The organism is Mesorhizobium norvegicum (assembly GCF_004919685.1).
In the GTDB taxonomy this organism is placed as follows: domain Bacteria; phylum Pseudomonadota; class Alphaproteobacteria; order Rhizobiales; family Rhizobiaceae; genus Mesorhizobium; species Mesorhizobium norvegicum.
This window is the reverse complement of sequence record NZ_SMYZ01000105.1, coordinates 1-26,626: the sequence shown is the minus strand read 5'-3', so window position 1 is coordinate 26,626 and position 26,626 is coordinate 1. Positions and strand designations below refer to the sequence as shown.

The window sequence follows — 26,626 nt, the reverse complement described above, 5'->3', positions numbered from 1 at the left end:
CACGAGGGGGGAGATCGGCTACTCGCCTACCCGACAAACCCAACCTTCTTATGCGTCCCATCGCAAAACGGCTTGTTGGCCGACTGGCCGCAGCGGCAGAGGAAGGTGCGTTGCGTGCGGTCGATCGTGTGGCCGGTGCCGGTGACGATCTCGACATTGCCTTCGAGCTTGAGCGGGCCGTTGGTGGTCGGCGTCACTTTCAGCGGGCCATTCCTCGCCTCCAGCGCCGGCGTGTCCTTCAGCGGCGGCTCGCCGGTGGCGGCAAAACCTGACTTGTTGTGGCTGCCGTCGCAGAACGGCTTGTTTTCCGAGGCGCCGCAACGGCACAGCGTGGCGCGGTAAAACGTTTCGCCGTCGAGCACGATCTCGGCATGCACGGCCAGCGGGCCGTTTTCCCGCAGCCGCATGGTGTTGACCACCGGCGGCTGCTCCTGCGGCCCGCCATCCTTCCTGATGTAGGTGATGGCGCCCGAGGGGCAGCTTTCGGCGATGGCGACGACCTTCTCGACGCTGGCCGCGTCGGGATGGATCCACTGACCCGGCGCGTTGGGCACAAAGACATGCGGATCGCCGAGCACGCAGTTGCGCGAATGGATGCAGCGCCTGCCGGAGAATCCGACGTCGATCTTGTCGCTTTCGACCATGCCGGCCATAGCTGGGCTCCTCTTGCCTGAAGCAGGTCGCATCCGAATGGACGCGGCGCGCTCTGGGTATTTCGCACAAGCTATGGCTCCAGCAGGAAAACCGTCAAGCTGGCAAGCCGGTCAGGGGATGAGATCGATCTCCTCGGTCTCGCCGCCGTTGCAGGTATAGCAGCAATCCTCGCATTTTTCCTTGTTGCCGGGACCGACGCCCCAATAGGTGCCCTCGTCGCCATCGACCCAGGCGCCGTAGCAGATCGATTCGCCCTCGTTGCACGAGATCGGCAGCTGTTTGGTCTCGCCATCGTCGAGGAAATAGTCCTTGTCATTGCCCGGCCAGACATAGTCGCGGTCCTGGCTGTAGAGCTCGACGCGCATGGCGTTGGGGTGGCTGTTCTTGATGGCGAAGGTGATATCGGCGGCGTGCGCGGACGGCGCGAACAGCGCGGCAAGCGACAGCGCGACCAGCGTGCGGCGCGCATAGGCGTAAAACATGGTAACCCCCTGAATAGGCGGCCCATCCGGCCGCGGGGCGACCATCGCATGCTGCATTGAATCGCTAAAGGGATGATTGCAACAATTCCCGGACTGATTTTGGGGATATCGGCGTGCCTTGGCCCTACGGCACCAGATCGATCGTCTCGGTCGAGTGTTCCACGCAGATGAAGCAACAATTGTCGCAAGGCTGGTCATTGTCCGGCCCAACGCCGGCGGAGATGCTGTCATTGCCATCGACCCAGGCGCCGTAGCAGATGTGTTCGCCCTGATTGCAGGAGAGCGGCACGGATTTCTGCGCGCCGGGGTCGATCAGGAACACCTTTTCGTTGCCCGGCCAGACCGTTTCGCGGTCGCGGCTGAACAGCTCGACCGCGACCGCTTCCTTGCGCAGGTTCTTGATGAAGAAGGCCATCTCGGCAGCCTGCGCCGAGGTGGTGAAGAGCAAGGCCGCTAGTGCTGCCATACGAAAGAGCGTCACCGTCGGACCTCGCGAATCAGAGCTGCAGAATCGCATGCCTGCCGGTGACTAGGAAGACGCAGCGGACTCCGCCGCGATCTCGCGTCCCAGCCGCACCGTTTCACGCACCAGAAGGTCGAGATCCTCGCGCCTTGTGCGGTGGTTGGCGATCGCCACGCGCAGCCAGTGCTCGCCATGCACCGTGGTGTCCGACAGCGCGGCAATGCCTTGTTCCTGCAGCCGCAGCATGATCTCGGTGTTGACCGCCTTCAGCGCCTCGCCTGCCATACCGGGCTGATAGCGGAAGCAGACGATGTTGATGGTCGGCAATGCTGCCAGCTCCAGCTGCGTCTCAGCCTCGATCAGTCCCGCGAGATAGCAGGCTTGTGCGATGTTCTGGTCGATCAGGCGACCGAACTTGTCGACACCATGTTCCTTCAGCGCCATCCACACCTTCAGCGCGCGAAAGCCGCGCGTCGTCTGCAAGCCGTAATCGTGCAGCCATTCGCCGGAGGCGAGACCGCGCGGCGTCGATTCCAGAAATTCCGGCGTCACCGCGAAGGTCCGGCGATGCGCGATGGCATCCCTGACCAGGGCGCAGCCGACCTCGAACGGCGCATGCAGCCATTTGTGCGGATCGAGCGCAACCGAATCGGCCCATTCGATGCCGGCGACGCGATGGGCATTTTCAGGCGCAATGGCGACCAGCGCGCCGATACAGCCGTCGACATGGAACCAGAGGCCTTCCTCGTGCGCCAATTTCGCAAGCGCCTGCAGATCGTCGATCGCCCCGGTGTTGACCGTACCGGCAGTGCCGATGATGCAGGCCGGCTTGAACCCGGCCGCGCGGTCCTCGGCGATCGCCGCCCGCAAGGCAGCGATGTCGATGCGCAGCCCGGCATCGGTCGGGATGCGGCGTAGCGCCCGGTTGCCGAGGCCGAGCGCTTCCATCGCCTTGCGGTGGCAGGAGTGGATCTGGTCCGAGCCATAGAAACGCAGCGGTTTCTCGATGGCGGCAACGCCGTGCTCGCGCACGTCGATGCCGGCCTTGACGTTGCGCGCCACGGTCAGCCCGATGATGTTGGCCATCGAGCCGCCGCTGACCAGCGTGCCGCCAGCCGAAGCGGGAAAGCCCAGCATCTGCTTGCACCAGTTCACCACCTGGCTGTCCATCAGCCCGGCGGCGTGGTTGCCGCCGCCGAGGTTGGAGCCCTGGATTGCCGCCAGGAAATCGCCGAGCGCGCCGGTGAAGTTGCTCGATCCCATATACCAGGACCAGAAGCGCGGATGGATGTTGCCCATCGGATAGGACATGACCGTGCGCGAGACCTCGCCATAGACAGCGGCAAGCGGCGCAGGCGATCGAGGCAGCGGTGCCGCGAAGACCTCTCTCACATCGGCCGGCATCTCCCGCCAGACCGGGCGGTCCCTGATATCGCGCAGATAATCGACGGCATCATCGATAACCTGGTGCGACAGAGCCTGCACATCGACCCAGTCGGGGGGATCAAGCGTTTCCTCGGTCATCAGGCCGAGGGGTTCTTGCACGGCGTCCATAGCGGATCTCCCGTCAAGCCGCCGGGAACTGGCAGCCGGGCGTCGAGCGCGACAGGGCGATCTCGTCGGCGTCCATCTCGGCTTCGATGCCGTCGAACAGCGGCGTCGACATGTAGCGCTCGCCGGTGTCGGGCAGCATGCACAGGATCACCGCGCCGGCCGGTGCTTTCTCCGCGACCTGCCGCGCCACGGCAAAAGTGGCGCCGCCGGAGATGCCGGTGAAGATGCCTTCTTTCTGCGCCAATGCTCTGGCCCATTTGATGCCTTCGGGCCCGGCAATGGGCATCACCTCATCATAGAGGCTGGTGTCGATGGCTTCCTGCAGCACGTTGGGGATGAAATCCGGCGTCCAGCCCTGGATCGGGTGCGGCTCGAAGGCCGGGTGGCTGGCGGCAGGAGCGCCATCGGCACCGCGCTGCTGCACCTTGCCGCTGCCGATGAGCTGCGCGTTGGCCGGCTCGGACAGCACGATGCGGGTTTCCGGCCGCTCGCGGCGCAGCACGCGGGCCACGCCGACGACCGTGCCGCCGGTGCCATAGCCGGTGACGAAGCAGTCGAGCCGCGAGCCGGCGAAATCATTGACGATCTCGCGCGCCGTCGTCGCCTCGTGGATGGCGGCGTTAGCCGCGGTCTCGAACTGCCGGGCGAGGAACCAGCCATTGGCCTCGGCCAGCTCCACCGCCTTCTTGTACATGCCGAAACCCTTTTCGGCGCGCGGTGTCAGCACCACCTTGGCGCCCAGCATGCGCATCAGCTTGCGGCGCTCGACGGAAAAGCTGTCGGCCATGGTGACGACCAGCGGATAGCCCTTCTGCGCGCAGACCATGGCAAGCCCGATGCCGGTGTTGCCGCTGGTCGCCTCGACCACCGTCTGGCCCGGCTTCAGCACGCCGCTGCGCTCGCCCTCCTCGATGATGTTGAGCGCCAGACGGTCCTTCACCGAGGCGCCGGGGTTGAAGTACTCGGCCTTGACGTAGATCGTCGCGTGGGCCGGTCCGAGATTGTTGATGCGGATCACCGGCGTGTCGCCGACGGTGTCGAGAATGCTGTCGAACAGGCGGCCGCGTCCGGCCGTGGTCCTGATTTTCTGCTGATGCAACATTTTGGTCTCCTCGATTGCTTTCGTGTTTTGCCATCACGGGCCGGTTACAAACCGGCGGGTTGGGCGGCGAGGTTTCGTGACCTTGCCGCGCTAGGACTGACATGCCGCACTGCGGTAATGACGGTATCCGGCGCGGAAATTCGCTGCCGGATGTGCCGTGTCGTGTTTGGTGATACAGGAGTGGCCGACAGGCCAGCGTGGGAGCAGGCGTGGAAACGCACGTGGAATCCACCCGATCGAGGCCTGACGGCGACATGCCGGTCCTTTCCGTGCGCCTGCTCGGACCACTGGTGATTTCGCGCAACGACGTGCCAGTTGCGTTGCCCTCGTCACGCAAGCTGCGCGCTCTGTTCGCCTATCTGGCGCTGGCGCCGCGTGCCGTGGGCCGCAGCCGTCTGTGCGAGCTGCTGTGGGACGTACCTAACGATCCAAGGGCCGAGCTGCGCTGGTGCCTCAGCAAGCTGCGCGGCGCACTCGACGCGCCGGGCCGGGGTCGGGTCTCCACACAAGGCGACACGGTCGCGCTCGATCTGAGCGATTGTCTTGTCGATGCGCTGGAGGTCAGCCGCGCCGCTGCGCAAGGGATCGGCACGCTTGATGTCGAGCGCTTGCGGGCGCTGGCCAAACTGTTTGCCGGCGATTTCCTCGACGGGCTGGAGGTCGAGCGCAGCCCGCATTTCAACAGCTGGCTGATCGCACAGCGCCGCCGCTTCAGCGCTTGCCACGCCGCCGTGCTGGAACAGCTTGTTGAAAGTCTGCCGGCGGATGGCGACGAGGCGATCGCCTATCTCGACACATGGGTGGAACTGGCGCCGCTCGACGGGCGTGCGCATGCGGCGTTGCTGGCCGGTCTGGCCAGACGCGGCGAGATCGGCGCGGCCGAAGCGCATCTGGCGGCGGCGGAACGATTGTTCCGGTCGGAGGAGCTGGATTTCGCACCGCTTCGCGCGGCCTGGCAGGCGATCCGTGACCAGTGGTCGGGTGCCTCGCTCCGGACACAGCCGGCCTGCCTGTCCACACTATCGCCACTTGTAGCCACCACGCCCACCGCACCCGGCCCGGTCGAGCCCAGCCACGCTTCGCTGGCGGTGATGCCGTTTGTCGAGGAGAGCGGCGGCACGCGCGGCGGGTTGGCCGACGGTTTCACCCACGACATCATCACCCGCCTCGCCAAGCTCAGGGATTTCTTCGTCATCGCGCGCGGATCGGTGTTCGCGCTGGCCGAGCAGAACATCGCGCCCGAGGATGCCGGCCGCCGGTTGAATGTCGACTATGTCGCCACCGGCACCGTGCGCAGCCCGCCCGGCCGCCTCATTGTCAGCGTCGAACTGATCGAGGTGCGCACCGCCAGGATCGTCTGGGCCGAGACGTTCGAGCGCAGGCCCGACGACATCTTCGCCGTGCTCGACGATATCGGCAACAGCATCGTCTCGTCGATCTCGGCCGAGATCGAAACGGTCGAGCGCAACCGCGCCATGTTGAAGGCGCCCAGCTCGCTCAACGCCTGGGAGGCCTATCATCGAGGCCTCTGGCACATGTACCGCTTCACCCAGGCGGAAAACGAGCAGGCGCGGCATTTCTTTGCGCAGGCCTTGCAGCTCGATCCGACCTTTGCCCGTGCCTATGCCGGCCTGTCCTTCACCCATTGGCAGAACGCCTTCCAGCGCTGGGGCGAACGCGACCGCGAAAGCGCGCTGGCCTTCGAGAGCGCCGGCCACAGCCTGCTGGTCGACGACCACAATCCGGCAGCGCATTGGGCGATGGGCCGGGCGCTGTGGCTGCGCGGCGAGCAGGACAGCTCGCTGATCGAACTGGAACGGGCGGTGGATCTCAGCCCCAATTTCGCGCTTGGCCACTATGCGCTGTCCTTCGTCCACTCGCAGTCGGGCGACCCGCAAGCGGCGATCGGTTCCTCCGACCATTCGCGTCATCTCAGCCCGTTCGACCCGCTGCTGTTCGGCATGCTGGGCGCACGGGCGATGGCGCATGTGCGGCTCGGCCAGTTCGAGGAGGCGGCCGAATGGGCGCTGAAGGCGGCGGCGCGGCCCAACGCGCACGCCATCATCCTGGCGATCGCGGCACACTGCCTGGCGCTGGCGGGACGGCTCGACGAGGCACGCGGCTTTGCCGCCGCCATCCGCAAGACATTGCCGAACTACGGCGTCGACGATTTCATCGGCACCTTCCGCTTCGAGCCGGATGCCGTGGCGCTGTTCCGGCAAGGGGCAAGGCGGATCGGGCTGGGCTGAGGCCGGGGACCTGCCTTGAGAATTTCGCCTCAATTCCGCCCGGTTAACACTATCGGAAGGGGTTGCTTAACCGTTCGCGGCTATGTCACGGCCGGGGGGTCTGACAAAGTGAGTATGATGAGCAACAGCCCCGATAAGCGCAATGAATGGCGCGCCATTTTTTACGTGCAAGCCCGCGTTGCCATCCTGTTTGTCCCGGTGGTTGCCAGCCTGCTGATCATAGCGGCTCTTGCCGGCAACGAACGCAAATCCGTTCCCAGCACGATCGACCCGACCGTCACGGGCTCCGTGCGATAGGCCCATGTCGAGGGGCTCGCCGAGCATCTCCTAGCGCGCGCTATCGGTGCGCCATCATTTGGCGCTAAGGTCGCCAATGGCCACGGCACTGAATGAATGGGCACGAACGATCAAGCGCGACGTGCATGCGCTCTACCTCGCCGCGCGTGATCCCCGAACGCCGTGGTATGCCAAGGCGCTTGCCCTGTGTGTCGCAGGCTACGCCTTATCCCCAATCGACCTGATCCCCGATTTCATCCCCGTGGTTGGCTATCTCGACGATGCGATCCTGGTCCCCTTGGGCATCCTTGCCGTGGTCAGGATGATACCGCCTGAGGTCATGGCAGAACACCGAGAGGCCGCCGCCCTTGCCGTTGACAGGCCCGTGAGCCGCAGCGCGGCGGTGATCATCTGTTGTATCTGGGTCGCTTCGGTCGCGCTGGCGGGATGGCTGGGGTATCGATACTTCGCTGGCTGACTTTGAAGTCGCGTCCGTGTGGAAACAGCTCGACTGCATACCCGAACGCGTCGTTGAGCAGCGCCGAGCTAGAGAATTTTGGTCACCAGTTTGTCCAGCCGGGAGTTCTCGCGGTAAGCCAGTCGCACCACGATGGCACCCAGGACGCCGGTGACAGCCCCACCGACAACGTCGGTCAGGTAGTGCGTTCCGATGTAGATTCTCGACCAGCAGATCAGGAATGCCATGATAAAAAGCGCAATCGTCCGGCGCGGGAGACCTTGCATCGCAAAGGCCGCAACAATCGCAATGGCGGCTGTCGCGTGATCGGACGGGAATGACCAGTCGGCGCTGGGCGCGATCAACAGATGCGTCACGCCGGCATCGTAGGGCCGCATCCGATGCACGAACAGAAGAATGAACTGGTTGATCGCCAGACCGAGCAAGAACGCCAGACCGGCCGACACGGCCGCGTGACGAACATGGTAGCGGTCAACCTTCGCCCACCATTGCAGGACCACGGCCAGCACCATGAGGGGAACGCCGATTTGTGAGATGCCGACCATTGCATTATCAAGAAAAGGGCTGATACCGGCCGCGGCGTTTATCCAGTGTGTTAGCGCTACATCCATTTGGCGTCGGTTTCCGTAGTTGATCGTGAGGTGGATTTTTGAAGCCCGTCGATGAACACCGCATCCATCAGATTTTTGAAGTCAGCGTCTGGCTCAAGGGCGCGCATGCCCTGATCGAATGCATCGGCGGGATCCTGCTCTATGTCGTCACCACCGATGCCATTGCCTCCTGGGTCAATGCCCTCACCGCAGAGGAATTGATCGAAGATCCGAACGATTTCATAGCTGGCCATCTGTCGCAGATGGCAAGCCATTTTTCGATCGCCAGCAAGGATTTCTACGCCTTCTACCTGCTCAGCCACGGCCTCATAAAGCTGGCCCTGGTTGTCGGGCTTTTGAGAGGCAAGCTCTGGTCGTACCCGGCATCGTTCTCGGCATTGGGCTTGTTCATGGTCTATCAAGTCTACCGCTACTCATACACCCATTCGTTTGGCCTGCTCGTCCTGACCGTCTTCGATGCGCTCGTCATGGTGTTGATCTGGCATGAGTGGAAGATCGTGCGACAGCACAAGCCGGCATGACAGTCGAACTGACGGCCTCGTCCCTGTTCCCTGCACGCCGGCACAAAATGGCCCGACGGAAACCCTCGATAGACGGCACAGCGGCCGGGCTGCAAACGCCTAGTCGCAGGGAGTGCCTTGTTTTGCCGGAACCCCACGCACCGTCGGACATTGTGTTCCAGGAAATCAACTGGAGGACACGATGACCGGAGCCCTCGACGTGAACAAGAACACCAAGCAAAACCCGAAGCGCCCGCCGCCGCAACAGACCGGCGACGATCTGAAGAAAAAGAAGGTCGAAGGAAAGGCCTTCCAGATCAACGAGAACAGCGTGGACAACCCTGAGCCCGCCCCGGCGCCAGCACGGCGAGACTGATCGACGAAGCGCCTGGCCTATCTCTCTCCTCGCGCAATTCCCAAGGGAAAGCGCTATGCGCTTTTCCCTGGAAAACCGTTTCACACTTTCCCGGGCTTGCTCTAAGAGCCCGTGCTTTCCGGCAGCATTCGCTTGAGCACGTCGTCCTTGCGGATGAAGTGGTGCCACAGCGCCGCGGCCGCGTGCACTGCGGCGAGGATGAGGATCGAATTGGCGCAGAGGCTGTGCAGTTCCCTGATGAACCGGGCCGTGTCGCGGTCGGGCGAAACCGGAGCCGGGATGGTGAAGAGGCCGAAGAAGCTCAAGGCGTCGCCCCTGTACCAGGTCAGCAGGATGCCGAGAACCGGAATGGTCGCGAGCAGCGCATAAAGCAGCAGATGCGCGATCTTTGCCGCCCATCGTTCAAGCTCCGACATTTCCGTCGGCAGCCCTGGCGTTCCCAGTGTCAGGCGCAGGCCGACGCGGATGACTACCAGCGCAAACAGCAGCAGCCCGAACGAAATATGAAACCACCAGACGAGCGCGCGGCCGGGATCGCCGCGCGGAAAAAGCTCCTCCACATAGGTCAAGCCATAAAGGCCGACGACCAGCAGAAACACCGCCCAGTGAATGGCCTTTTGCGCGCTTGTATAGGTGGGGTGCATGCGAGCCTTCCAGTTTTGAATGTTTCTAAACTAGCCGCGATCATGTCAAAGCTTTGTCGGGCTCCGGTGATCGTGAGCTGGCAGACACTGGAACGGGTAAACTGTCAGTTCGCTGACAGCCGGGCATCGAGCGGCGATTATGCTTAGACAAAGAAAAGCCCGGGCGAACCGGGCTTTTTTTCGGGTCTCTCGGGCGCACCTCAATAAAAGCGCGGGATCGGGCCGTTCTGCGGGGTCACGTCGTCGCCGAGGTCGATAAACACCTCGTCGACATAGCACCATGCCCAGCCTTCCGGCGGATCGTAGCCCTCGATGATCGGATGCTTGGTGGCGTGAAAATGCTTGGTGGCGTGGCGGTTGGGCGAGTCGTCGCAGCAGCCGACATGGCCGCAGGTGCGGCACAGCCGCAGATGCACCCATTCCGAGCCGCCCTTCAGGCATTCCTCGCAGCCGAGCGCGCTCGGCGTCACCTTCCTGATGTCGCGCGTATGTCTGCATTCATCCATCATGGTCTCCTGCCGTTTGAGATGCGTCGGCGTTGCCGCGCGCGAGATATGCATGCAAGGCCGCGACCACCTGGGCGCCTTCGCCGACGGCCGCCGCGACGCGTTTGACCGAGCCGGAGCGGACGTCGCCAATGGCGAACACACCGCTGCGGCTCGTCTCCATCTGCGTCGATCCCAGGTCCGATCCTGTGCGGACGAAACCCTTGGCGTCCAGCGCCACATCGCAGTTCGCCAGCCAGTCGGTGTTCGGGTCGGCGCCGATAAACAGGAAGAGATGGCGGATCTGGCGCGTCGTTTGCGCGCCGCTGGCGCGGTTGCGCCAGCGCACCGTGCCAAGATTGCCCTCGTCGCCTTCCAGAGCCACGATTTCGGTCCCGGTCAGCACCTCGATGTTCGGCTGCGCCCTGATGCGCTCGACCAGATAGCGCGACATGCTGGCGTCAAGGCTGCCGCCGCGCGCCAGCAGCGCCACTTTGCGCGCATGGCTGGCCAGATAGACGGCCGCCTGCCCGGCCGAATTGCCGGCGCCGACCAGCGCCACCTCCTGGCCCGCGCAAAGCCGGCCTTCGATGGGCGACGCCCAATAGTGCACGGACGTTCCCTCGAACTGCGCCAGATTGGCAATATTGAGACGGCGGTAGCGCGCGCCGCTGGCGATCACCACGCTGCGCGTGCGCACCGTCTCGCCGTCGCCGACGTCGAGCCTGTAACGGGCGCCGTCGGTCGCGGTACTCAAAAGCTTCGCCTCGTCCGGGATGACCATTTCGACGCCGAATTTCTGCGCCTGGTTGTAGGCGCGCGCCATCAGCGCCATGCCCGAAATGCCGGTGGGGAAACCGAGATAGTTCTCGATGCGCGAGGAGGCGCCGGCCTGTCCGCCGAAGGCACGGCAATCGAGCACGATGGTCGACAGCCCTTCGGACGCCGCATAGACCGCGGCCGCCAGCCCCGCCGGTCCGGCGCCGACAATGGCGACATCGTATAGTTTTTCGGCATCGATCGGCCGCAGCAGGCCGATGCAGCGGGCGAGGTCCTTCTCGCCGGGATTGAGCAGCAGCCTGCCGTTCGGACAGAGCACGATCGGCAGATGGTGAGGGTCGACCTCGAAGCGCTCGACCAGGGTTTTGGCGCAAGGATCGCCATCGGAATCAAGCACGCGGTGCGGCTGGCCGCTGCGGGCCAGAAAACCCTGCAGCCGCAACACGTCGGCATTGCCAACAGGTCCGACGATGATCGGTCCGCTGGTGGCGCTTTCCAGCAGCCCGACACGGCGCAGGATCAGCGCCCGCATGATGCGCTCGCCGAGATTGGCCTCCTGCACCATCAGGTCGCGCAGTCGCTGCGAGGCGATGACGAACGCCTCGACCGGCTCGGCGGCCTGCGCATTGACCAGCGAGGGACGGGCCGAAAGCTGCGCCAGCTCGCCGACAAAACTGCCCGGACCATGCGTGACGATCGTCTCGCGTCGGCCGAGCCCGCCGTCCTGGGTGATGTCCACTCTGCCCGACAGCACGACGATCAGACCGGGCGCCACATCGCCTGCCGTGACGATGTTCTCGCCGGCCGCATAGGCGCTGGCCTCGCCGAACCGGCGCATGCGATCGATGTCGACTTGTGCCAGCGTCGGGAACGCCTGATCGCGACGGGCGCCGAAGATCGGGTTGGTGGGTTGAGCCATGGCTTTGAGCGTAGCGAAGCGACCGCAGAGTTTGAAGTGGTTTGTTCGGCGCCTGGCCGGAAGGGGAGGTTGGCGGCAAAGAAAAAGCCCGGACGAACCGGGCTTTTTCTCTAAGTTTCTGAACCGTCGAATGGTTCGAAACGGGAATTTGGTGCCCAGAAGAGGACTCGAACCTCCACTCCTTGCGGAACACGGACCTGAACCGTGCGCGTCTACCAATTCCGCCATCTGGGCTGGTGCGGGCTCATGTAAGCGGGCAAGCGATGTGTGTCAACGCGCTTTTTTCAAAGCCGTTTGCCGCTTGCCGGCTCAAGGACCGTCAGCCCTCCAGCACTTCCTTGGAAGCCACGGTCGAATCGGCGTTGAGCGTGTAGATGACGGGCACGCCGGTGCCGAGTTCGAGCTTGACGATTTCTTCGCCCGACTTGCCGTCCAGCGCCATGATCAGCGCGCGCAGCGAGTTACCGTGGGCTGCGACCAGCACGGTGCCGCCACGCAGCACATGCGGCTGCAGATCGTGCAGGTAGTAGGGCCAGACGCGGGCGCCGGTGTCCTTCAGGCTTTCGCCGGCGGGCGGCGGCACGTCGTAGGAGCGGCGCCAGACATGCACCTGCTCCTCGCCCCATTTCTTGCGGGCATCGTCCTTGTTGAGGCCGGAGAGGTCGCCATAGTCGCGCTCGTTCAGCGCCTGATCGCGGATGGTCTTCAGATCACTCTGGCCGACAGCGTCGAGGATGTGCTGGCAGGTCTTTTGCGCCCGGATCAGCGCCGAGGTGAAGGCGATGTCGAATTTCAGCCCGCGTGCCTTGAGTTTCTGGCCGGCGGCCTTGGCCTCGGCGTGGCCCTGCTCGGTCAGGTCGACGTCGCGCCAGCCGGTGAACAGGTTCTTCAAATTCCATTCGCTCTGGCCGTGGCGCACGAGCACGAGGGTTCTCGACATGTTTGCTCCTACAAAGTGTGGATGGTCCGCCTCAGCTGAGGCCGAGCACGTCCCGCATCGAATACAGTCCTGGCTTCTTGCCGCGCGCCCACAAGGCGGCCTTGACGGCGCCGCGGGCGAAGATGGCGCGGTCCTCGGCGTGGTGCGACAGCGTAATGCGCTCGCCGGTGCCGGCCAGCAGCACGCTGTGATCGCCGACCACCGAGCCGCCGCGCAGCGTGGCAAAGCCGATCGAGCCCGTCTTGCGCACGCCGGTGTGGCCGTCGCGGACCCGCACATCATTGCCGGCCAGCGCGATGCCGCGCCCGGCGGCGGCGGCCTCGCCGAGCAGAAGCGCGGTGCCCGACGGCGCGTCGACCTTGTGCTTGTGGTGCATTTCGAGGATCTCGATGTCGAAATCGTCGGCGTCGAGCGCGCGCGCCGCCTGTTCGACCAGCACTGCCAGAAGATTGACGCCGAGGCTCATATTGCCCGACTTGACGATCGTCGCGTGGCGCGCCGCCGCCGCGATTTTTGCATTGTCTTCGGCCGAGCAGCCGGTCGTGCCGATGACGTGGACGATGCGCGCCTGCGCCGCGTAGCCGGCGAATTCGACTGATGAGGCCGGGGTGGTGAAATCGAGCACGCCGTCAGCCCTGGCGAAGACCGGCAGCGGATCGTCACCGATCGCCACATCGATGCGGCCGACGCCGGCGAGTTCGCCTGCGTCCTTGCCCAGATAGGGCGAACCCGCCCGCTCGACCGCGCCGATGACCCGCGCGCCGGGGATGGTGTGGATGGCGCGGATCAGCGTCTGGCCCATGCGGCCGGCGGCGCCCACCACCACCAGGCCCATATCACTTGCCGGTCTGTCGGTTGCTGATGTCTCGCTCATCTCGTGCTCCCGGCGATATTCTGCGTCTCAAGGATCGGAGCCGAAATCTGGATCGGCGCGCTGTCGTCGACAAGCCCTAGGCCCTTGACGCCCTGGATGCGGTGGAACCTGGCATAGACGCTGTGCGGATCGGCCATCAGCGAGGCGTGCGTGCCTTCCTCGACCAGCCGGCCCTGTTCCATGACGATGATATGATCGGCATTGACCACCGTCGACAGCCGGTGCGCGATGACGATGGTGGTGCGCCCTTCCATGACCTGGGTCAGCGCCTGCTGGACGCGCGCCTCGGCCTCGTTGTCGAGCGCCGATGTTGCTTCGTCGAGCAACAGGATCGGCGCCTGGCGCACGATGGCCCGCGCAATCGATACGCGCTGGCGCTGGCCGCCCGACAGCGTCACGCCGTTCTCGCCGACCGGCGTGTCATAGCCCTGCGGCTGCTGGCGGATGAAATCGTCGGCCGCGGCCTGCCTTGCGGCCTGCTCGATCTCGGCGTCCGTGGCGCTCAGCCGGCCGTAACGGATGTTGTCTCGGATGGTGCCTTCGAACAGATAGGGCTGCTGCGAGACATAGGCGATGGAGCCGCGCAGCGATTGTTTGGTGACCTTGGAAATGTCCTGGCCGTCGATCTCGATCGTGCCCGCCTCGACGTCGTAGAAGCGCTGCAGCAGCGCCACCAGCGTCGTCTTGCCGGCGCCCGAAGCGCCGACGATTGCCGTCACCTTGCCGGCGGCGGCGACGAAGCTCAGATCCTGCAGCACCGGCGCCTCCTCGACATAGCGGAAGGAGACGTTGTTGAAGCGCACTTCGCCGGAGGTGAATTTCGCCTCGGCGGCGCCCTGCGCATCACTCTGCTGCGGCTCGATGTCGAGAAGCTCGTAGATCATGCGCGCATTGACCAGCGCGCGTTCCATGCCGACCTGCATGCGCGCCAGCCGGCGGGCCGGATCATAGGCGAGCGTCAGCGCCGTGATGAAGGAAAACACCGCGCCCGGCGGCTGGCCGAGAACGGTGGCCCGGTAGCCGGAATAGGCGATGACGCTGGCGAAAGCGATGCCGGCCAGCAGTTCGGAAACCGGCGTCAGCCGCTCGGAGACGCGGGCGATCTTGTTCGACCGCTGTTCCGCATCCTCGGCGAGCTTGCTGATGCGGCGCGACAGCTCGTCCTCCATGGTGAAGGCCTTGACGATGGCTATGCCTTGCGTGGCCTCCTGCATGGCGCCGATCAGCCGCGAGTTGATCTGCACCGATTCGCGCGTGATGCGCCGCACCCGACGCATCAGATAGGTGACGGTCCAGATCAGCGGCGGTCCGATCAGCAGCGAGCTCAACGAAAGGATCGGATCCTGGTAGATCATGACGCCGACCAGGCCGACCAGTGAGACGGCGTCGCGCGCGGTCGAGGTCACCGTCATCGACAACAGGTCGCGAATGCCGTTGACGTTCTCGTTGACCTGCGCGGCCAGCCGCCCGGACCTTGTGTCGTTGAAGAAGCTGACGCCGAGCTTCATCAGATGGTTGAAGATGCGCTGCTGGTAGCGCGCCACCAGATTGTTGCCGATCCTGGCCATCGTCACCGCCTGGCCGTAGCCGGCAAGGCCGCGCAAGATAAAAGCGCCAAGCAGTGCGGCGCAGATCCATGGGATCAGGTCGCCGCGCCGTTCATAGAAGATCTGGTTGACGACCGGACTCATGATCCAGGCGGCAAGCGCCGTCGTTGCCGACACGGTCAGCAGGCAGAGGATCGTGAAAATATACGCGCCCCGATAGTCGCGGCCGTTTTCCTGGAGGATGCGGCGGATGACCGCCACGATCTCGCCCGCACGGGGTTTCGACTGGTTGGGGGGCTGAAATGTCAAATCGGAGCGCTTCGTAGGTTTCCGCTTCCCGCGGCCGGGCAATTCGGCACCCCTCTTAACGCCAAGCAGCCGGCTTGCCTATGCCTTGGGGTGACTAACTTCGTCGCGCCACCGCCGCCCCTCCGTCTGGACGCCGAACAGCGTGGGGTTGCGGGCATAGGCGGCAAGGCCGAGAAGGGCGGCCAGCGGGTGGGTGATGACATAGACCGGCATGGTGCGCATCAGCGCGCTGTGCGGTGCCTTGTCCTCGAAGGCGGCGCGGAAATTGCCGGCTTTCAGCGCCGGCACGATCTTTTGCGCGATGCCGCCGGTGAGGAACACGCCGCCACGGCTCATGAACACCAGGGCAAGATCGCCGGCGGTGCGCCCGAGGCAGGTGACGAAGGTCTCCAGTGCTTCTTGCGCAACCGGATCGGTTTTCGCCAGCGCGGCGGCAGTGACTTCCGCCGGCGTGGTGAAGGGCGACGGCTTGCCGTCTGCCTTGGCTACGGCCCGGTAGACATTGACCAGACCGCGTCCGCACAAGATCTGCTCGCCCGAAATGCGGCCTTCGAGCTTCTCAATATGCGGGAAAACCTCGAAATCGCGCGGTGTGCGCGGGCCGATGTCCATATGGCCGCCCTCGCCCGGCACCGGTATCCAGTGGCGAAGCGCATAGACCAGCCCGGCGACGCCGAGCCCGGTTCCGGGGCCCAGCACGACGCGCCCGGCATTGGGCTCCGGCGTGCCGCCGCCGATCTTTTCCATGTGCTCTTCGCCGAGCGCGACGACGGCCAGCGCCTGCGCCTCGAAATCATTGAGCACCACGATGTCGCTCAAGCCAAGGTTGGCGAACATTTTTCTCGGCTTGACGATCCACGGACAGTTGGTGAGCTCGATCTCGTCGCCGTCGACCGGGCCGGCCACCGCCAGCACCGCCGAATTGGGACGCACCGACGAGCGGTCGAGCACGGCCGCCTGGATCGCCTCGTCGATGGTGTTGTAGTTGGCGGTCTGGACGATGGTCGGCTCGCCGGCCTCGGAATTGGTGTCGAGCACGATCGAAAAGCGCGCATTGGTGCCGCCGATGTCGCCGATCAGGATCGGAAACCGCAACAAAGTATCGTCGTCGCCTGCCATACTCTTTGTCCGTCCCGTTCTTGGCAGCCTCTCACCGCCTCGTCGTTGACTAGCGCATGACCTTGCAAAGGGAAAGCCGCTTCGGCATCAGTTCCAGGGCTTGCCCGTCCAGCGTTCGCGCTGCCCCTCACCTGCCTGCCGGCATCCTCTCCCCGTATAGTGACGGGGAGAGGAGCGCTCTCATCGACGGTTTCGCCAATCTCCAACCTCGCAAGAAGGGCGCCGAGGCTGCGGCCAGCTCCTTCTCCCCGTCACAATACGGGGAGAAGTGCCCGGCAGGGCGATGAGGGGCGGCGCCGGTTTCGGCGATTAATTTGTCTCCAGCGCAAGTTGAAAGCTCGGGCGCCCCTGGCGGTCAGTTTCCCGGCGGCCGTGGCCGCGGCAGCGGGACGCCGATCTCGGGGGTCGCGGTGAACGCGTTCACCGCGCTTGGCAATCCGGCCGCGGCCGCGGTGGCGGGCAGCGACGGCGCTTCGGGTTCGGGCGCTGCCACCGCAACCGGCACGCCGCCGCCATGGTAGGTCGCAGCCTCGGCGGAGGCCGGCCCCGGCGCGTCGAGCACGGCGCGGCATTCGCTGGGCAGGTTCGCCATCGTCATCAGATCGCGCGCCTTGGGCGCATCCGGGTTCTTGTTGGGCCGCCACGGCTCCTGCGTAAACCACCAGGCCAGCGGCTTGCCGCAGCCATCATCGTCCGGCGTCGCTTCCTGCGCCTTGCAATTGGGCGAACCCGGCTGACAGCCGATGCGCATGTGGAAATGATAGTCGTGGCCCCAGAACGGCCTGACCTTGCGTAGCCAGCTGCGGTCGCCCTTGACGGTGTCGCAGAGCTTTTTCTTGATGCCCGGATTGACCAGGATGCGCTCGACTTGGCTGTAGCTCGCCGCCCGCTTCAGAAGCCGCGTATGCGCCTGCGTCCACAGCGCGTCCCTCACCAGATGGGTCTTCTCGTCGACCATCAAGGTGGCGCTCATGCTTTCGCGTTGCGCCGTCGACAGCGGGCGGCTGGGCATCGGCGTCAGCCAGATGTCGGCGTCGAGCCCGATCTGGTGCGAGGCATGCCCAGTCATCATCGGGCCGCCGCGCGGCTGCGAAATGTCGCCGATCAGCAAGCCGGGCCAACCATCGGCCGCGGCATCGCGCGACAATTGCTCGATCACCGCGATCATCGCCGGATGGCCCCAGCGGCGGTTGCGCGACGGCCGCATCACCTCCCAGGTCGGACCATCCATGGGAATGGCGACGCCGCCGGCAAAACAGCCCTTGGAATAGAACCCTATGGATTGCGCAGCGGTCGCCGCCGGCAGCTTCTTGGCGCCGAACAGGTCTTTTGCCCGTTCTTCGGCGCTCGCCGGCTGCGTGGCGAGCCCTGCCAGGGCAAGCAGACCGAGCGCAGCGGCCAGCAGGGGCGTTTTGCCGAGAAATGGCAGCATCGCTGTCTTCATGAAACCGGATCCCCACCGCAATCCAAGGCCGAATCATAGCACGCAACGCACGACGCTTCGATCGATAGAGCGGTTCACCGAAGCGGTGAACCGCTCTATCTCTTTGTTTTGGCGCAATTCCCAAGGGAAAGCGCTATGCGCTTTTCCCGGGAAAACCGTGTCACACTTTTCCTGGAATTGCTTTAGCGCTTCATCGGGCTGCGCGCCTCGCCGTCGCGCCAGTCGCCGCTTGCCCACATATGATCGAAGGCGGCGCGGTAGTCCGGAAAGCGAAAGCGATAGCCCGCCGCCTTGATCGCCGCATTGGCGACACGCTTGTTCTCGCCATAGAAGGACCGCGCCATGGGCGAAAGTTGGGCGGCGTCGAAGGGAATTTCGGGCGGCGGTTCGACGCCCATCAGGGAGGCGGCATAGGCGACGACATCCTGCGGCGGCGCCGGCAGGTCGTCGGTGACGTTGAAGATGCCGCCTGTATTGCCCTCGATCAGCTGCCAAAGCGCACCGGCAATGTCGTCGCAATGGATGCGGTTGAACACCTGATCCGGCTTGACCAGCCGCCTTGCGCTGCCGTTTTCCAGATTGACCAGGGCGTTGCGGCCCGGCCCGTAAATGCCGGACAGGCGCAGGATCGCCACCGGCCGGCCGATGTTCGTGCCCAATTGCAACCAGTCCTGTTCGGCAGCGACCCGCATCACCGAGCGCTTCGACACCGGACGGCATTGCGCCGTTTCATCGACCCATGCGCCGTCATAATTGCCGTAAACCCCGACCGTGGAGAGATAGCCGATCCATTCCAGCGCCGGCATTTGAGCGATTGTCTCTCGCGCGGCATTCAAAACGGGATCGCCGGCCTCTTCCGGGGCAACCGAGATCAGCAGATGCGTCGTCTTTTTCAGCGCATCGCCGATTTCCTCGGTCAGCGCGCCGTCGAACAGCAGCGGCGCGATGCCGGCCTGGCGCAGCGCCTCGAATTTCTCCACGGAGCGCGTCGTGCCGAAGATCGTCGCGGCACCCTTGCCGGCGCGGGCAAAGGCCTTGCCGGCTCGGGCAAAAGCCTTGCCGGAATAGCCGGCACCGAAGATGAAGACCTGTTTTTCGCTCATGCATGCGCCTTGGTTGGCCGCGCCAGACGCCATTCGTCGCGCACGGCTTCGTCACTCTCGGTTTTCAGGCCGACAGCTGCCCGTTGCAAGTATTCGGCATCCGGCACCAGCCGCGCCAGCGCCCATATTGCCGCGCCCCGCACCAGCGGCGACGCGTCGCCGAGCAGCGCACGCACCGGGCCAGACAGCGAGGCTTCGCCGGAATTGCCGGCGGCGATCAGCACGTTGCGGACAAAACGATCGCGGCCGATGCGTTTTACCGGCGACCCGGAGAAGAAGGCGCGGAAGGCCGAGTCGTCGAGACCCAGCAGCTCGCCGAGCGGCGGCTCGCGCAATTCATCGCGCGCGGCAAGCTTTGCCTCCGAAGCCGCCCTGGCGAATTTGTTCCACGGACAGGCCGCGAGGCAGTCATCGCAGCCATAGATGCGGTTGCCGATCGCCTCGCGGAATTCATGCGGAATCGGGCCTTTGTTCTCGATGGTGAGATAGGAGATGCAGCGCCGCGCATCGAGCCGGTAGGGCGCCGGGAAGGCATCGGTCGGGCAGGCGTCGAGGCAGGCGCGGCAAGAGCCGCAATGGTCGATCTCGGCGCGGTCGGCCGCAAGCTCGGCTGTGGTGAAGATGGTGCCGAGGAACAGCCAGGAGCCGTGCTCGCGGCTGACCAGATTGGTGTGCTTGCCTTGCCAGCCAAGCCCGGCGGCCTCGGCCAGCGGCTTTTCCATAACAGGCGCGGTATCGACGAACACCTTCACGTCGCCGCCGGCGCGCGCGACGAGCTTGCCGGCGATTTCCTTCAGCCGGCCCTTCATCACCTCGTGATAGTCGCGGTTTTGCGCATAGACCGAGATGGCGCCGCGGTCGCGCTTGGCCAGCACGCCGCGCGGATCATGGTCGGGGCCATAGTTCATCGCCAGCACGATGATCGAGCGCACCTGTGGCCACAGTGCCGTCGGTGCGGCACGGCGTTGAAGCGTCTCGGCGATCCAGTCCATCGAGCCGTGAAAGCCGTCGGCAACGAATTCGGCCAGGCGGGCAGGCGCCAACGGGATCGCATCGGGGGTGGTGACGGCGACGGCATCGAAGCCGGCGCGGCGCGCCTCCGCGTCGATCAGCGCGCGCAGTTTTGCCGGGTCAGAAGTCGAGGTCCGCATAATGCGACACCGGCGACAGGCCGCGCACCCGGTCGGTCAGGAGCGGCCGGAAGGAGGGCCGCGACTTGACCCGCGTGTACCATTCGCGCGCCGCGGCGTGTTCGCGCCAGTCGATCTCGCCGAGATAATCGAGCACCGACAGCGTCGCCGCGGCCGCCAGATCGGCATAGGTGACCCTCGAGCCGGCCAGCCAATGGCGGGTGCCGGCCAGCCAGTTGGTGTATTTCATGTGCTGGCGGATGTTGGCGCGCGCCGCACGGATCGCACCTGAATCGGGCGAGCCGCCGCCGGCCGTTTCCGGCATCACCGGCTTCAGCACGCGCTCGCGCACCAAATGGCGGGTGACTTCGCTTTCGGCCTTGTTGAGATACCAGTCGATCAGCCGGCGGATTTCAGCGCGCTGCATCGGGTCCTCGGCGAACAGCCGCTTGTCGCGCTTCAGAACACCGCGCGTTTCATCGAGATATTCGGCGATGACGGTTGCGCCGACGATCGGCACGTCGCCTTCGGCCAGCAGGATCGGCAACGTACCGGCCGGGTTCAGGGCCAGGAACTCCTTGCGTCGGGTCCACGGCTTTTCCTCGATCAGGGCCAGCTCCTCGCCATACTCGCCGAAAGCGAGGCGGACGAAGCGACAGGTGGCGAACATGGGATGGTGGAAAAGCGTCAGCATGGTTCCGCGATGATAAAGCGCACTGGCGAATCGCAGGGCGCACCGGTAAGTCTTGGCCGCCCGGTTAGCGGGCCGTCAGGGTGTTGCGACCTATAGGGGGACTTGCACGCCATGACAAGCAAGCCGTTCTGTCAGCCGTCACGCCAATGCCGAGGTAGCCATGGAAAGCCAGACCATCGTCGAAGCCCTGCTGCTCGGCCTGCTGGAGGGGCTGACCGAGTTCATCCCGGTGTCGTCGACCGGCCATATCCTGCTTGCCGGCCATTTCCTCGGCTTCCATTCGACCGGCAAGGCCTTCGAGATCCTGATCCAGCTCGGCGCCATCCTGGCGATCCTCAGCGTCTATTTCCGCCGGTTGTGGCAAATGCTGCTCGACCTGCCGCATGACCGGCTGACGCGGCATTTCGTCATCGGCATCCTCATCGCTTTCCTGCCGGCGGCGATCATCGGCGCGCTGGCGCATGATTTCATCAAGACGGTGCTGTTCGAATCGCCAAGGCTGATCTGCATCATGCTGATCATCGGCGGCGTCGTGCTGCTGGCGGTGGACCGCATGAACCTGAAGCCGGTCTACCGCGATGTCGAGCGGTTCCCGACCCGGCTTTACCTGCAGATCGGGCTTTTCCAGTGCCTGTCGCTGATCCCCGGCACATCGCGCTCGGGGTCGACGATCGTCGGCGCGCTGCTTTTGGGCGTCGACAAGCGGGCAGCGGCGGAATTTTCTTTCTTCCTTGCGATCCCGACCATGGTCGGTGCCTTCGCCTTCGACCTGTTCAAAAACCGCAACGTGCTGAGCACCGCCGACCTGCCGATCATCGCCGTCGGCTTCGTCGCCGCCTTCGTCACGGCGCTCGTCGTCGTCCGCTACCTGCTCGATTACGTCTCGCGCAACGGCTACTCGCTGTTCGGCTGGTGGCGACTGGTGGTCGGTGTTGTCGGGTTGGCGGCGCTGATGATTTGGGGGTGAGGAGTGTTCCGCGTAGCGGACGGAAAGCCAATTGCTTGGCTTTCCGAACGACGAACGGTGAAGGTCCGGTCCGCCTTCGGGCGGATCAAAAGGTCCGGTGGACGTTTTGAAGGGACTGAACGCCCGAAGGGCAGGGAGCCAGCGAAGGGCGAGCAACGTCCGTCAGTAACTCCCTCTAACTCCTTCCATAAAACGCGTTCTCGACATGCACCGGCCAGCGCCAGGGCAGCACCGCGACCATGTCGAAGCGCATCGACAGTTTGCCGTAATCCGACTGGCGCGACAGCCAGATGTCGGCCGCCGCTTCGATGCGGCGTTCCGATTCGTGGCCGATCGCCTGCATGGCTTCCATCAGCGTGCGGCGCGCCTTGACCTCGACGAACAGCACCAGGTCGCCGCGCCGCGCGATCAGGTCGATCTCGCCGAAGCGCGTGCGATGGCGGCGCGCCAGAATCCGGTAGCCCTTCAGCATCAGTGCTGCCGCCGCCAGCCATTCGCCGCGATGACCACGCCGATAGGCCTTCTGGCGGCTGGCAATCGGGCGCTCAGCCACCACCCTCTCCGGAAGCATCCTTGAGCTCGAGCAGCCGCCGATAGAGCGCCTGTTTCTGGCCACCGGTCATCTTCGCGGCTTCCGCCGCCGCCTTGGAAGCCGGCATTTCGGCGGCAAGCGACAAAAGCAGGCGGTCGATGTCTTCAGGTTCATCGGCTTTCGCTTCAGCCGGGCCGACGCAAACGACGATCTCGCCCTTCGGCGTATCGGCCGCCGCATAGTGGTCGGCGAGCACCCGCAGCGTACCGGTGCGCATCTCCTCGAAGGTCTTGGTCAATTCCCTGCCGATCGCCGCCTTGCGCTCGCCGCCGAGCGCTTCGACCATGGCGACAAGCGAGTCGGCCAGCCGGCGCGGTGATTCGAAGAAGATCAATGTCGCCGGCACGGCTTTCAGCGCTTCGAGCCGCGTCAGCCGCTGCCCAGTCTTCACGGGCAAGAATCCGGCGAACATGAAGGCATCCGACGGCAGGCCGGATGCGGTCAACGCCGCGAGCGGCGCCGACGGACCAGGGATCGGCACGACGCGAAGGCCATGGTCGAGCGCCTCGCCGACCAGCCGGTAGCCGGGATCGGAGACCAGCGGCGTGCCGGCATCGGAGATCAGCGCCACGCTCTGTCCGGCCTGGAGCGCCGCGATCAGCTTCGGCCCGGCCTCGCCGGCATTGTGCTCGTGATAGGCCGTGGTGCGGCGGCGAATGCCGTAGCGGTCGAGCAGCACGCGCGACACCCGCGTGTCCTCGCAAGCGACGATGTCTGCGGCGGCCAGCGTCTCCAGCGCGCGCAGCGTGATGTCGGCGAGATTGCCGATCGGCGTCGCCACCAGATAGAGCGCCGGCTCGAGCGGCCGGGCCGCGATCTCGGTCTGGCCGACCACATAGCTGCGCTTGCCCGTCTCGCCTGTCACTGATGCCTTCTCCATTCAGACCTGTTTGGCACGGCTGGCGCGGGCTTGCAAAAGCTGTCGCCGATGTAAGGAACTCGCCATTCCTTTGCCACAGTGGGGAACGAAACCGGTATTGGCAGATTAGCCCCCTGATTCCCGAGGAGGACAGGATGGACAGCCTGAAGATACAGGACGCTTTCGAGCCCTATTATGCCGACCGCAACCGCGTTGCCGTACGCAGGGACAAGCGCCTGCCTGCCAAGACCGACGCCAGCCTGACCAAGCGGGCCGCCTTGCCTACGAACGTCAGGCTTTCCGACAACAAACCCGATAGCACGACGGAGCACTGACCGGACGATGCCCAATCGCTTCGATATCTTCATCACCCGTCTTGAAACAAAAAGCGCCCGCAACAGCGTGCCGCTACCCGCGATAGGCGACCAGCACCGCGCCCGCCGCGATAAGGGCGACGCCAAGCCAGTTCGCTCCGGTGAGTCGCTCGCCGAGAAAGGCCGCGCCAAACACCGCCACAAGCACGACGCTTAGCTTGTCGATCGGCGCGACCTGCGCCGCATTGCCGATCTTCAGGGCGCGAAAGTAGCAGAGCCATGAGGCGCCGGTGGCCAGCCCGGACAGGCCGAGGAAAGCCCAAGTCTTTCCCGAGATCGTAGCCGGTGACTGGAACTGGCCGCTGGCCAGCAGGATGGCGCCCAGCACGATCAGGATGATGACCGTGCGGATGAAGGTGGCGAAATCGGAATTGATGTTCTCGATGCCGACCTTGGCGAAAATCGCTGTCAGCGCAGCGAATGCCGCCGACAGCAGTGCCCAGAATTGCCAGGAGGATACGGTCAGGTTCATGCCGGTGGCCTTCGCGGATGGCGTCTCAACTGAGATACCGTGAAACGCGCGCCTTCAGAAGGCCAATCAGCTCCAGATCCATGAATTCATAGTTATCAGGTATATCGAGGCAGATCACACGGGCCTTCTTCAGGCTCGTCTTGAATTTCTTCTGCAGCTTGTTGGTGCGGTGCGCCTTTTCCATGACGAAGATGATGTCGGCCCAAGCCACCAATTCATGCGTCAGCGGCGTATCGGCGTCATGGTTGGTTCCCGCCGACGCGACCTCGATATCCCTGCGCTTGGAAAACACCTGCTCGGCGGTCGGACTGCGCAAGCGGTTCTGGCTGCAGACGAAGAGGACGTTCTTCAAGGGTTAGCGCGCCAGGTCCGCGACCACGGCGTCGAGCACGATCATGCCGGCCGGCGTGGCGCGCAGCCGGGTATTGCCGATCGGCGCCACCAGACCCTCGCCCTGCAGCATCGACAGCCGCGCGCTCGACAGGCCGCGTCCGGAGAACGCCTCGTAGCGGGAGAGGTCGATGCCTTCGGCCAGCCGCAGGCCCATCAGCAGGAATTCGTCGGCCTCTTCCGAGCGCGTCAGTATCTCGCCGCCGGTGACGCCATGGCCTTTGGCCTCGACCAGGTTGGCCCAGGTTTCCGGCATCCGCTCGGCGATCGTCACCGTGCGGCGGCCGTTCTCGACGAAGCGGCCATGCGCGCCGGGGCCGACGCCGACATACTCGCCATAGCGCCAGTAGGTCAGATTGTGCCGGCTTTCGGCGCCCGGCCTGGCGTGATTGGAAATCTCGTAAGCCGGCAGGCCATGCCCCGATGTGATCTCCTGCGTCAGCGCATAAAGGTCGGCGGCATGGTCATTGTCGGGGATGATGAATTTCTTCGCCGCATGCAAAGCGTGGAAGGGCGTGCCTTCCTCGATGGTCAGCTGGTAGAGCGACAGATGGTCAGCGGCATGGCCGATCGCCTGTTCGAGTTCCGATGCCCAAGCCTCCGGTGTCTGGCCGGGACGCGCATAGATGAGATCGAAGGACAGCCTTGGGAATATTTCCCGGGCGAGCCCGATGGCATGCAGGGCTTCGTCGACATTGTGCAGGCGGCCGAGGAAGCGCAGATCCTTGTCGTTCAGCGCCTGCACGCCGAGCGACACGCGATTGACGCCGGCCGCCCGGTAGCCGCGAAAGCGTTCGGCCTCGACCGAGGACGGATTGGCCTCCAGCGTCACCTCGATGCCGTCAGGAGCGGTCCAGTTCTTCGCCACGGCGTCCAGAACCCTGGCCACCGTTTCCGGCTTCATCAGCGAGGGGGTTCCGCCGCCGAGAAAAATGCTGGTCACGTCGCGTGGGCCGGTGCGCTCGCGCATCGTCGCCAGCTCGGCCTCGAAGGCACTGGCGAAACGATCCTGGTCGACCGGCTGGTGGCGGACATGGCTGTTGAAGTCGCAATAGGGGCATTTGGCCGCGCAGAACGGCCAATGGACATAGACGCCGAAGCCGGGCGTCCGGTCGAGAAGCATGCTCATGCCGAGCCCAATCTCGCTTTGGCGAATTTCTGGAAGGCACGGGCGCGGTGCGACAGCGCTGTCGGCTGACCGGGCTTCCAGCCGTGCTTTTCCTCAGCGCTCATCTCGCCGAAGGTTTTTTCGAAGCCATCAGGCAAAAACACCGGATCGTAGCCGAAGCCGAGCTCGCCGCGCGGCGGCCAGACCAGCGTGCCTTCGGCCTCGCCGCGATAATATTCGGCTTCGCCGTCAGGAAACGCCAGGCAGATGACGGCGACAAAGCGTCCCTTGCGCTGTTGTGGCAAGGCGGCGCCGACTTCCTGCAACGCCACTTCGGTGCGCTGCATGGCCATGCCGAAATCGCGCGATCCGTCGGGGGTTTCGGCCCAGTTGGCGGTGTAGACGCCCGGCGCGCCGTCAAGCGCGTCGACGCACAGGCCGGAATCGTCCGACAGCGCCGGCAGGCCGGTCGCCTGGGCGGCGGCGAGCGCCTTGATGTAGGCGTTCTCCTCAAAGGTGGTGCCGGTCTCATCCGGCTCCGGCAGGCCATACTCCTTGGCCGATTTCGCCTCGAAGCCAAACGGCCCCATCAAATCCGCGAATTCGCGCAGCTTGCCGGCATTATGGCTGGCGACGACGATCTTCTTGCCATCAAGCGAATGAACAGTTGGCGAATGCATCAAAGGCCCCAGATCCGTGGCTCGGCGAATTCGATCGAATTGCCCGAGGGGTCGCGTATATAGATCGAACGGCCGCCCTGCGGCCACTCGAATTCGCTTTCAATGGCGATCTTCTTCGCTTCGAGATGCGCTTTCCAGCGCAGGATTTCATCGGCAGTCGCCGCAAAGCAGAGATGGCCCTGGCCGACCGCGCCGTGCGGCGGCACCGGCAGCCGGGCGTCGGGCGCCGGCGGGATTTTGGTTGCCTCGGCGTTGAAGATGAGCAGCACGCCCGGTCCGCAGCGGAAGAACAGGTGGCGGCCGTCGACCTTGCCGAGGAGGTTTAGGCCGAGGATGTCGGTGTAGAAGCTTTCGGCGGAAGCGAGGTCGGTGACGTAGAGAGCTGATTCGAGAATTGCGGAGGGAATCACGAGGCACCCCCCTCTGGCCTACCGGCCATCTCCCCCGCAAG

31 protein-coding genes and 1 tRNA gene are annotated in these 26,626 nt (G+C 64.7%); 7 read left to right on the top strand and 25 right to left on the bottom strand.

Annotated features, from left to right (window positions below; genetic code table 11):
* Positions 1–26: 26 nt before the first annotated feature.
* The 5 genes from FCU66_RS35615 to cysK all read right to left on the bottom strand — a co-directional run bounded on the left by FCU66_RS35615 (position 27) and on the right by cysK (position 4,255).
* Positions 27–653: a CDGSH iron-sulfur domain-containing protein gene (locus tag FCU66_RS35615; protein ID WP_136622396.1), complete on the bottom strand. Its 627-nt coding sequence runs from the start codon at positions 651–653 to the stop codon at positions 27–29.
* 111 nt (positions 654–764) lie between these two features.
* Positions 765–1,136, bottom strand: coding sequence for a hypothetical protein (locus FCU66_RS35610; protein WP_136622395.1), 372 nt, complete (start codon positions 1,134–1,136; stop codon positions 765–767).
* A 124-nt stretch (positions 1,137–1,260) separates the two neighbouring features.
* Positions 1,261–1,617 carry a hypothetical protein gene (locus FCU66_RS35605; RefSeq protein ID WP_136622394.1) on the bottom strand — a complete coding sequence of 119 codons (357 nt, stop codon included), beginning with the start codon at positions 1,615–1,617 and terminating at the stop codon, positions 1,261–1,263.
* A gap of 48 nt (positions 1,618–1,665) precedes the next feature.
* On the bottom strand, positions 1,666–3,153 hold the full coding sequence (locus tag FCU66_RS35600; RefSeq protein WP_136622393.1) for a pyridoxal phosphate-dependent decarboxylase family protein: 1,488 nt from the start codon (positions 3,151–3,153) through the stop codon (positions 1,666–1,668).
* 13 nt (positions 3,154–3,166) lie between these two features.
* Positions 3,167–4,255 carry a cysteine synthase A gene (gene cysK / locus FCU66_RS35595; RefSeq protein ID WP_136622392.1) on the bottom strand — a complete coding sequence of 363 codons (1,089 nt, stop codon included), beginning with the start codon at positions 4,253–4,255 and terminating at the stop codon, positions 3,167–3,169.
* 254 nt (positions 4,256–4,509) lie between these two features.
* Here cysK and FCU66_RS35590 point away from each other — a divergent pair, with 254 nt between their 5' ends.
* The 3 genes from FCU66_RS35590 (at position 4,510) to FCU66_RS35580 (ending at position 7,258) form a co-directional block, all read left to right on the top strand.
* Positions 4,510–6,504 (top strand): BTAD domain-containing putative transcriptional regulator, encoded by a 1,995-nt coding sequence (locus tag FCU66_RS35590; RefSeq protein ID WP_136625482.1) that lies wholly within the window; start codon positions 4,510–4,512, stop codon positions 6,502–6,504.
* A gap of 117 nt (positions 6,505–6,621) precedes the next feature.
* On the top strand, positions 6,622–6,801 hold the full coding sequence (locus FCU66_RS35585) for a hypothetical protein (protein ID WP_164548818.1): 180 nt from the start codon (positions 6,622–6,624) through the stop codon (positions 6,799–6,801).
* A 76-nt stretch (positions 6,802–6,877) separates the two neighbouring features.
* The gene (locus FCU66_RS35580; protein WP_136621632.1) at positions 6,878–7,258 is read left to right on the top strand and encodes a YkvA family protein; all 381 of its coding nucleotides are present in this window, start codon (positions 6,878–6,880) and stop codon (positions 7,256–7,258) included.
* 68 nt (positions 7,259–7,326) lie between these two features.
* Here the strand turns inward: FCU66_RS35580 and FCU66_RS35575 are convergent, their stop codons facing one another.
* Complete coding sequence (locus FCU66_RS35575) at positions 7,327–7,869, bottom strand: phosphatase PAP2 family protein (RefSeq protein WP_136621631.1); 543 nt, start codon at positions 7,867–7,869, stop codon at positions 7,327–7,329.
* A 38-nt stretch (positions 7,870–7,907) separates the two neighbouring features.
* On the opposite strand from FCU66_RS35575, the gene FCU66_RS35570 reads away from it, so the two are divergent.
* Positions 7,908–8,390: a DUF2127 domain-containing protein gene (locus tag FCU66_RS35570; RefSeq protein ID WP_136621630.1), complete on the top strand. Its 483-nt coding sequence runs from the start codon at positions 7,908–7,910 to the stop codon at positions 8,388–8,390.
* Between the two features lie 181 nt (positions 8,391–8,571).
* Positions 8,572–8,745, top strand: a complete 174-nt coding sequence (locus tag FCU66_RS41455; protein ID WP_168992142.1) for a hypothetical protein — start codon at positions 8,572–8,574, stop codon at positions 8,743–8,745.
* A 101-nt stretch (positions 8,746–8,846) separates the two neighbouring features.
* On the opposite strand, the gene FCU66_RS35565 is transcribed toward FCU66_RS41455, so the two are convergent.
* From FCU66_RS35565 to FCU66_RS35505, 12 genes are all read right to left on the bottom strand, one after another.
* Complete coding sequence (locus FCU66_RS35565) at positions 8,847–9,389, bottom strand: cytochrome b (protein WP_136621629.1); 543 nt, start codon at positions 9,387–9,389, stop codon at positions 8,847–8,849.
* A gap of 200 nt (positions 9,390–9,589) precedes the next feature.
* Positions 9,590–9,898, bottom strand: a complete 309-nt coding sequence (locus FCU66_RS35560) for a UBP-type zinc finger domain-containing protein (RefSeq protein WP_168992141.1) — start codon at positions 9,896–9,898, stop codon at positions 9,590–9,592.
* Entirely contained in the window at positions 9,888–11,573 is a 1,686-nt protein-coding gene (locus tag FCU66_RS35555; protein ID WP_136621627.1) for an FAD-dependent oxidoreductase, read from the bottom strand. The genes FCU66_RS35560 and FCU66_RS35555 overlap by 11 nt, the downstream gene beginning before the upstream one ends.
* 149 nt (positions 11,574–11,722) lie before the next feature.
* A tRNA-Leu gene (locus FCU66_RS35550) sits at positions 11,723–11,807 on the bottom strand.
* 85 nt (positions 11,808–11,892) lie between these two features.
* A complete protein-coding gene (locus FCU66_RS35545) occupies positions 11,893–12,513 on the bottom strand; it encodes a 2,3-bisphosphoglycerate-dependent phosphoglycerate mutase (RefSeq protein ID WP_136621626.1) in 621 nt (206 codons plus the stop codon).
* Positions 12,514–12,544: 31 nt separating this feature from the next.
* Positions 12,545–13,387, bottom strand: coding sequence for a 4-hydroxy-tetrahydrodipicolinate reductase (gene dapB, locus FCU66_RS35540; RefSeq protein WP_136621625.1), 843 nt, complete (start codon positions 13,385–13,387; stop codon positions 12,545–12,547).
* A complete protein-coding gene (locus FCU66_RS35535) occupies positions 13,384–15,243 on the bottom strand; it encodes an ABC transporter ATP-binding protein (RefSeq protein WP_136621624.1) in 1,860 nt (619 codons plus the stop codon). The genes dapB and FCU66_RS35535 overlap by 4 nt, the downstream gene beginning before the upstream one ends.
* A gap of 78 nt (positions 15,244–15,321) precedes the next feature.
* Positions 15,322–16,362, bottom strand: coding sequence for a glucokinase (locus FCU66_RS35530; protein WP_136621623.1), 1,041 nt, complete (start codon positions 16,360–16,362; stop codon positions 15,322–15,324).
* A gap of 355 nt (positions 16,363–16,717) precedes the next feature.
* Positions 16,718–17,806 (bottom strand): penicillin-insensitive murein endopeptidase, encoded by a 1,089-nt coding sequence (gene mepA / locus FCU66_RS35520; protein ID WP_136621813.1) that lies wholly within the window; start codon positions 17,804–17,806, stop codon positions 16,718–16,720.
* Between the two features lie 182 nt (positions 17,807–17,988).
* The gene (locus FCU66_RS35515; protein ID WP_136621812.1) at positions 17,989–18,909 is read right to left on the bottom strand and encodes an SDR family oxidoreductase; all 921 of its coding nucleotides are present in this window, start codon (positions 18,907–18,909) and stop codon (positions 17,989–17,991) included.
* A complete protein-coding gene (gene queG / locus FCU66_RS35510) occupies positions 18,906–20,060 on the bottom strand; it encodes a tRNA epoxyqueuosine(34) reductase QueG (RefSeq protein WP_136621811.1) in 1,155 nt (384 codons plus the stop codon). The genes FCU66_RS35515 and queG overlap by 4 nt, the downstream gene beginning before the upstream one ends.
* On the bottom strand, positions 20,041–20,733 hold the full coding sequence (locus FCU66_RS35505) for a glutathione S-transferase family protein (protein ID WP_111545347.1): 693 nt from the start codon (positions 20,731–20,733) through the stop codon (positions 20,041–20,043). Before FCU66_RS35505 ends, queG begins: the two co-directional genes overlap by 20 nt.
* 160 nt (positions 20,734–20,893) lie before the next feature.
* Here FCU66_RS35505 and FCU66_RS35500 point away from each other — a divergent pair, with 160 nt between their 5' ends.
* Positions 20,894–21,700, top strand: coding sequence for an undecaprenyl-diphosphate phosphatase (locus FCU66_RS35500; RefSeq protein WP_136621810.1), 807 nt, complete (start codon positions 20,894–20,896; stop codon positions 21,698–21,700).
* 175 nt (positions 21,701–21,875) lie between these two features.
* Here FCU66_RS35500 and FCU66_RS35495 read toward each other — a convergent pair whose 3' ends face one another.
* On the bottom strand, positions 21,876–22,253 hold the full coding sequence (locus FCU66_RS35495; RefSeq protein WP_168992154.1) for a YraN family protein: 378 nt from the start codon (positions 22,251–22,253) through the stop codon (positions 21,876–21,878).
* Positions 22,246–23,157 carry a 16S rRNA (cytidine(1402)-2'-O)-methyltransferase gene (gene rsmI, locus FCU66_RS35490; RefSeq protein WP_168992153.1) on the bottom strand — a complete coding sequence of 304 codons (912 nt, stop codon included), beginning with the start codon at positions 23,155–23,157 and terminating at the stop codon, positions 22,246–22,248. The genes FCU66_RS35495 and rsmI overlap by 8 nt, the downstream gene beginning before the upstream one ends.
* Positions 23,158–23,306: 149 nt before the next feature.
* On the opposite strand from rsmI, the gene FCU66_RS35485 reads away from it, so the two are divergent.
* Positions 23,307–23,486 (top strand): hypothetical protein, encoded by a 180-nt coding sequence (locus FCU66_RS35485; protein WP_136621807.1) that lies wholly within the window; start codon positions 23,307–23,309, stop codon positions 23,484–23,486.
* A gap of 73 nt (positions 23,487–23,559) precedes the next feature.
* On the opposite strand, the gene FCU66_RS35480 is transcribed toward FCU66_RS35485, so the two are convergent.
* From FCU66_RS35480 to FCU66_RS35460, 5 genes are read right to left on the bottom strand one after another with little or no spacing between them, the layout of a single operon-like run.
* Positions 23,560–23,997: an EamA family transporter gene (locus FCU66_RS35480; protein WP_127261201.1), complete on the bottom strand. Its 438-nt coding sequence runs from the start codon at positions 23,995–23,997 to the stop codon at positions 23,560–23,562.
* A 25-nt stretch (positions 23,998–24,022) separates the two neighbouring features.
* A complete protein-coding gene (locus tag FCU66_RS35475; RefSeq protein ID WP_136621806.1) occupies positions 24,023–24,349 on the bottom strand; it encodes a low molecular weight protein tyrosine phosphatase family protein in 327 nt (108 codons plus the stop codon).
* A gap of 3 nt (positions 24,350–24,352) precedes the next feature.
* Positions 24,353–25,516: a radical SAM family heme chaperone HemW gene (hemW, locus tag FCU66_RS35470; RefSeq protein ID WP_136621805.1), complete on the bottom strand. Its 1,164-nt coding sequence runs from the start codon at positions 25,514–25,516 to the stop codon at positions 24,353–24,355.
* Positions 25,513–26,175 carry an RdgB/HAM1 family non-canonical purine NTP pyrophosphatase gene (gene rdgB, locus FCU66_RS35465; RefSeq protein WP_136621804.1) on the bottom strand — a complete coding sequence of 221 codons (663 nt, stop codon included), beginning with the start codon at positions 26,173–26,175 and terminating at the stop codon, positions 25,513–25,515. The genes hemW and rdgB overlap by 4 nt, the downstream gene beginning before the upstream one ends.
* Positions 26,175–26,585, bottom strand: a complete 411-nt coding sequence (locus tag FCU66_RS35460) for a VOC family protein (protein ID WP_136621803.1) — start codon at positions 26,583–26,585, stop codon at positions 26,175–26,177. The genes rdgB and FCU66_RS35460 overlap by 1 nt, the downstream gene beginning before the upstream one ends.
* Positions 26,586–26,626 lie beyond the last annotated feature (41 nt).

What these genes read in the sequence shown, in the direction of transcription:
- FCU66_RS35615 (WP_136622396.1), bottom strand. Translation starts at nt 653, where the DNA reads ATGGCCGGCATGGTCGAAAGCGACAAGATCGACGTCGGATTCTCCGGC.
- FCU66_RS35610 (WP_136622395.1), bottom strand. Translation starts at nt 1,136, where the DNA reads ATGTTTTACGCCTATGCGCGCCGCACGCTGGTCGCGCTGTCGCTTGCC.
- FCU66_RS35565 (WP_136621629.1), bottom strand. Translation starts at nt 9,389, where the DNA reads ATGCACCCCACCTATACAAGCGCGCAAAAGGCCATTCACTGGGCGGTG.
- FCU66_RS35590 (WP_136625482.1), top strand. Translation starts at nt 4,510, where the DNA reads ATGCCGGTCCTTTCCGTGCGCCTGCTCGGACCACTGGTGATTTCGCGC.
- mepA (WP_136621813.1), bottom strand. Translation starts at nt 17,806, where the DNA reads ATGAAGACAGCGATGCTGCCATTTCTCGGCAAAACGCCCCTGCTGGCC.
- FCU66_RS35545 (WP_136621626.1), bottom strand. Translation starts at nt 12,513, where the DNA reads ATGTCGAGAACCCTCGTGCTCGTGCGCCACGGCCAGAGCGAATGGAAT.
- FCU66_RS35530 (WP_136621623.1), bottom strand. Translation starts at nt 16,362, where the DNA reads ATGGCAGGCGACGACGATACTTTGTTGCGGTTTCCGATCCTGATCGGC.
- FCU66_RS35485 (WP_136621807.1), top strand. Translation starts at nt 23,307, where the DNA reads ATGGACAGCCTGAAGATACAGGACGCTTTCGAGCCCTATTATGCCGAC.
- FCU66_RS35480 (WP_127261201.1), bottom strand. Translation starts at nt 23,997, where the DNA reads ATGAACCTGACCGTATCCTCCTGGCAATTCTGGGCACTGCTGTCGGCG.
- FCU66_RS35600 (WP_136622393.1), bottom strand. Translation starts at nt 3,153, where the DNA reads ATGGACGCCGTGCAAGAACCCCTCGGCCTGATGACCGAGGAAACGCTT.
- FCU66_RS41455 (WP_168992142.1), top strand. Translation starts at nt 8,572, where the DNA reads ATGACCGGAGCCCTCGACGTGAACAAGAACACCAAGCAAAACCCGAAG.
- cysK (WP_136622392.1), bottom strand. Translation starts at nt 4,255, where the DNA reads ATGTTGCATCAGCAGAAAATCAGGACCACGGCCGGACGCGGCCGCCTG.
- FCU66_RS35560 (WP_168992141.1), bottom strand. Translation starts at nt 9,898, where the DNA reads ATGATGGATGAATGCAGACATACGCGCGACATCAGGAAGGTGACGCCG.
- FCU66_RS35505 (WP_111545347.1), bottom strand. Translation starts at nt 20,733, where the DNA reads ATGCTGACGCTTTTCCACCATCCCATGTTCGCCACCTGTCGCTTCGTC.
- dapB (WP_136621625.1), bottom strand. Translation starts at nt 13,387, where the DNA reads ATGAGCGAGACATCAGCAACCGACAGACCGGCAAGTGATATGGGCCTG.
- FCU66_RS35585 (WP_164548818.1), top strand. Translation starts at nt 6,622, where the DNA reads ATGAGCAACAGCCCCGATAAGCGCAATGAATGGCGCGCCATTTTTTAC.
- FCU66_RS35515 (WP_136621812.1), bottom strand. Translation starts at nt 18,909, where the DNA reads ATGAGCGAAAAACAGGTCTTCATCTTCGGTGCCGGCTATTCCGGCAAG.
- FCU66_RS35580 (WP_136621632.1), top strand. Translation starts at nt 6,878, where the DNA reads ATGGCCACGGCACTGAATGAATGGGCACGAACGATCAAGCGCGACGTG.
- FCU66_RS35575 (WP_136621631.1), bottom strand. Translation starts at nt 7,869, where the DNA reads ATGGATGTAGCGCTAACACACTGGATAAACGCCGCGGCCGGTATCAGC.
- FCU66_RS35500 (WP_136621810.1), top strand. Translation starts at nt 20,894, where the DNA reads ATGGAAAGCCAGACCATCGTCGAAGCCCTGCTGCTCGGCCTGCTGGAG.
- hemW (WP_136621805.1), bottom strand. Translation starts at nt 25,516, where the DNA reads ATGAGCATGCTTCTCGACCGGACGCCCGGCTTCGGCGTCTATGTCCAT.
- FCU66_RS35555 (WP_136621627.1), bottom strand. Translation starts at nt 11,573, where the DNA reads ATGGCTCAACCCACCAACCCGATCTTCGGCGCCCGTCGCGATCAGGCG.
- queG (WP_136621811.1), bottom strand. Translation starts at nt 20,060, where the DNA reads ATGCGGACCTCGACTTCTGACCCGGCAAAACTGCGCGCGCTGATCGAC.
- rdgB (WP_136621804.1), bottom strand. Translation starts at nt 26,175, where the DNA reads ATGCATTCGCCAACTGTTCATTCGCTTGATGGCAAGAAGATCGTCGTC.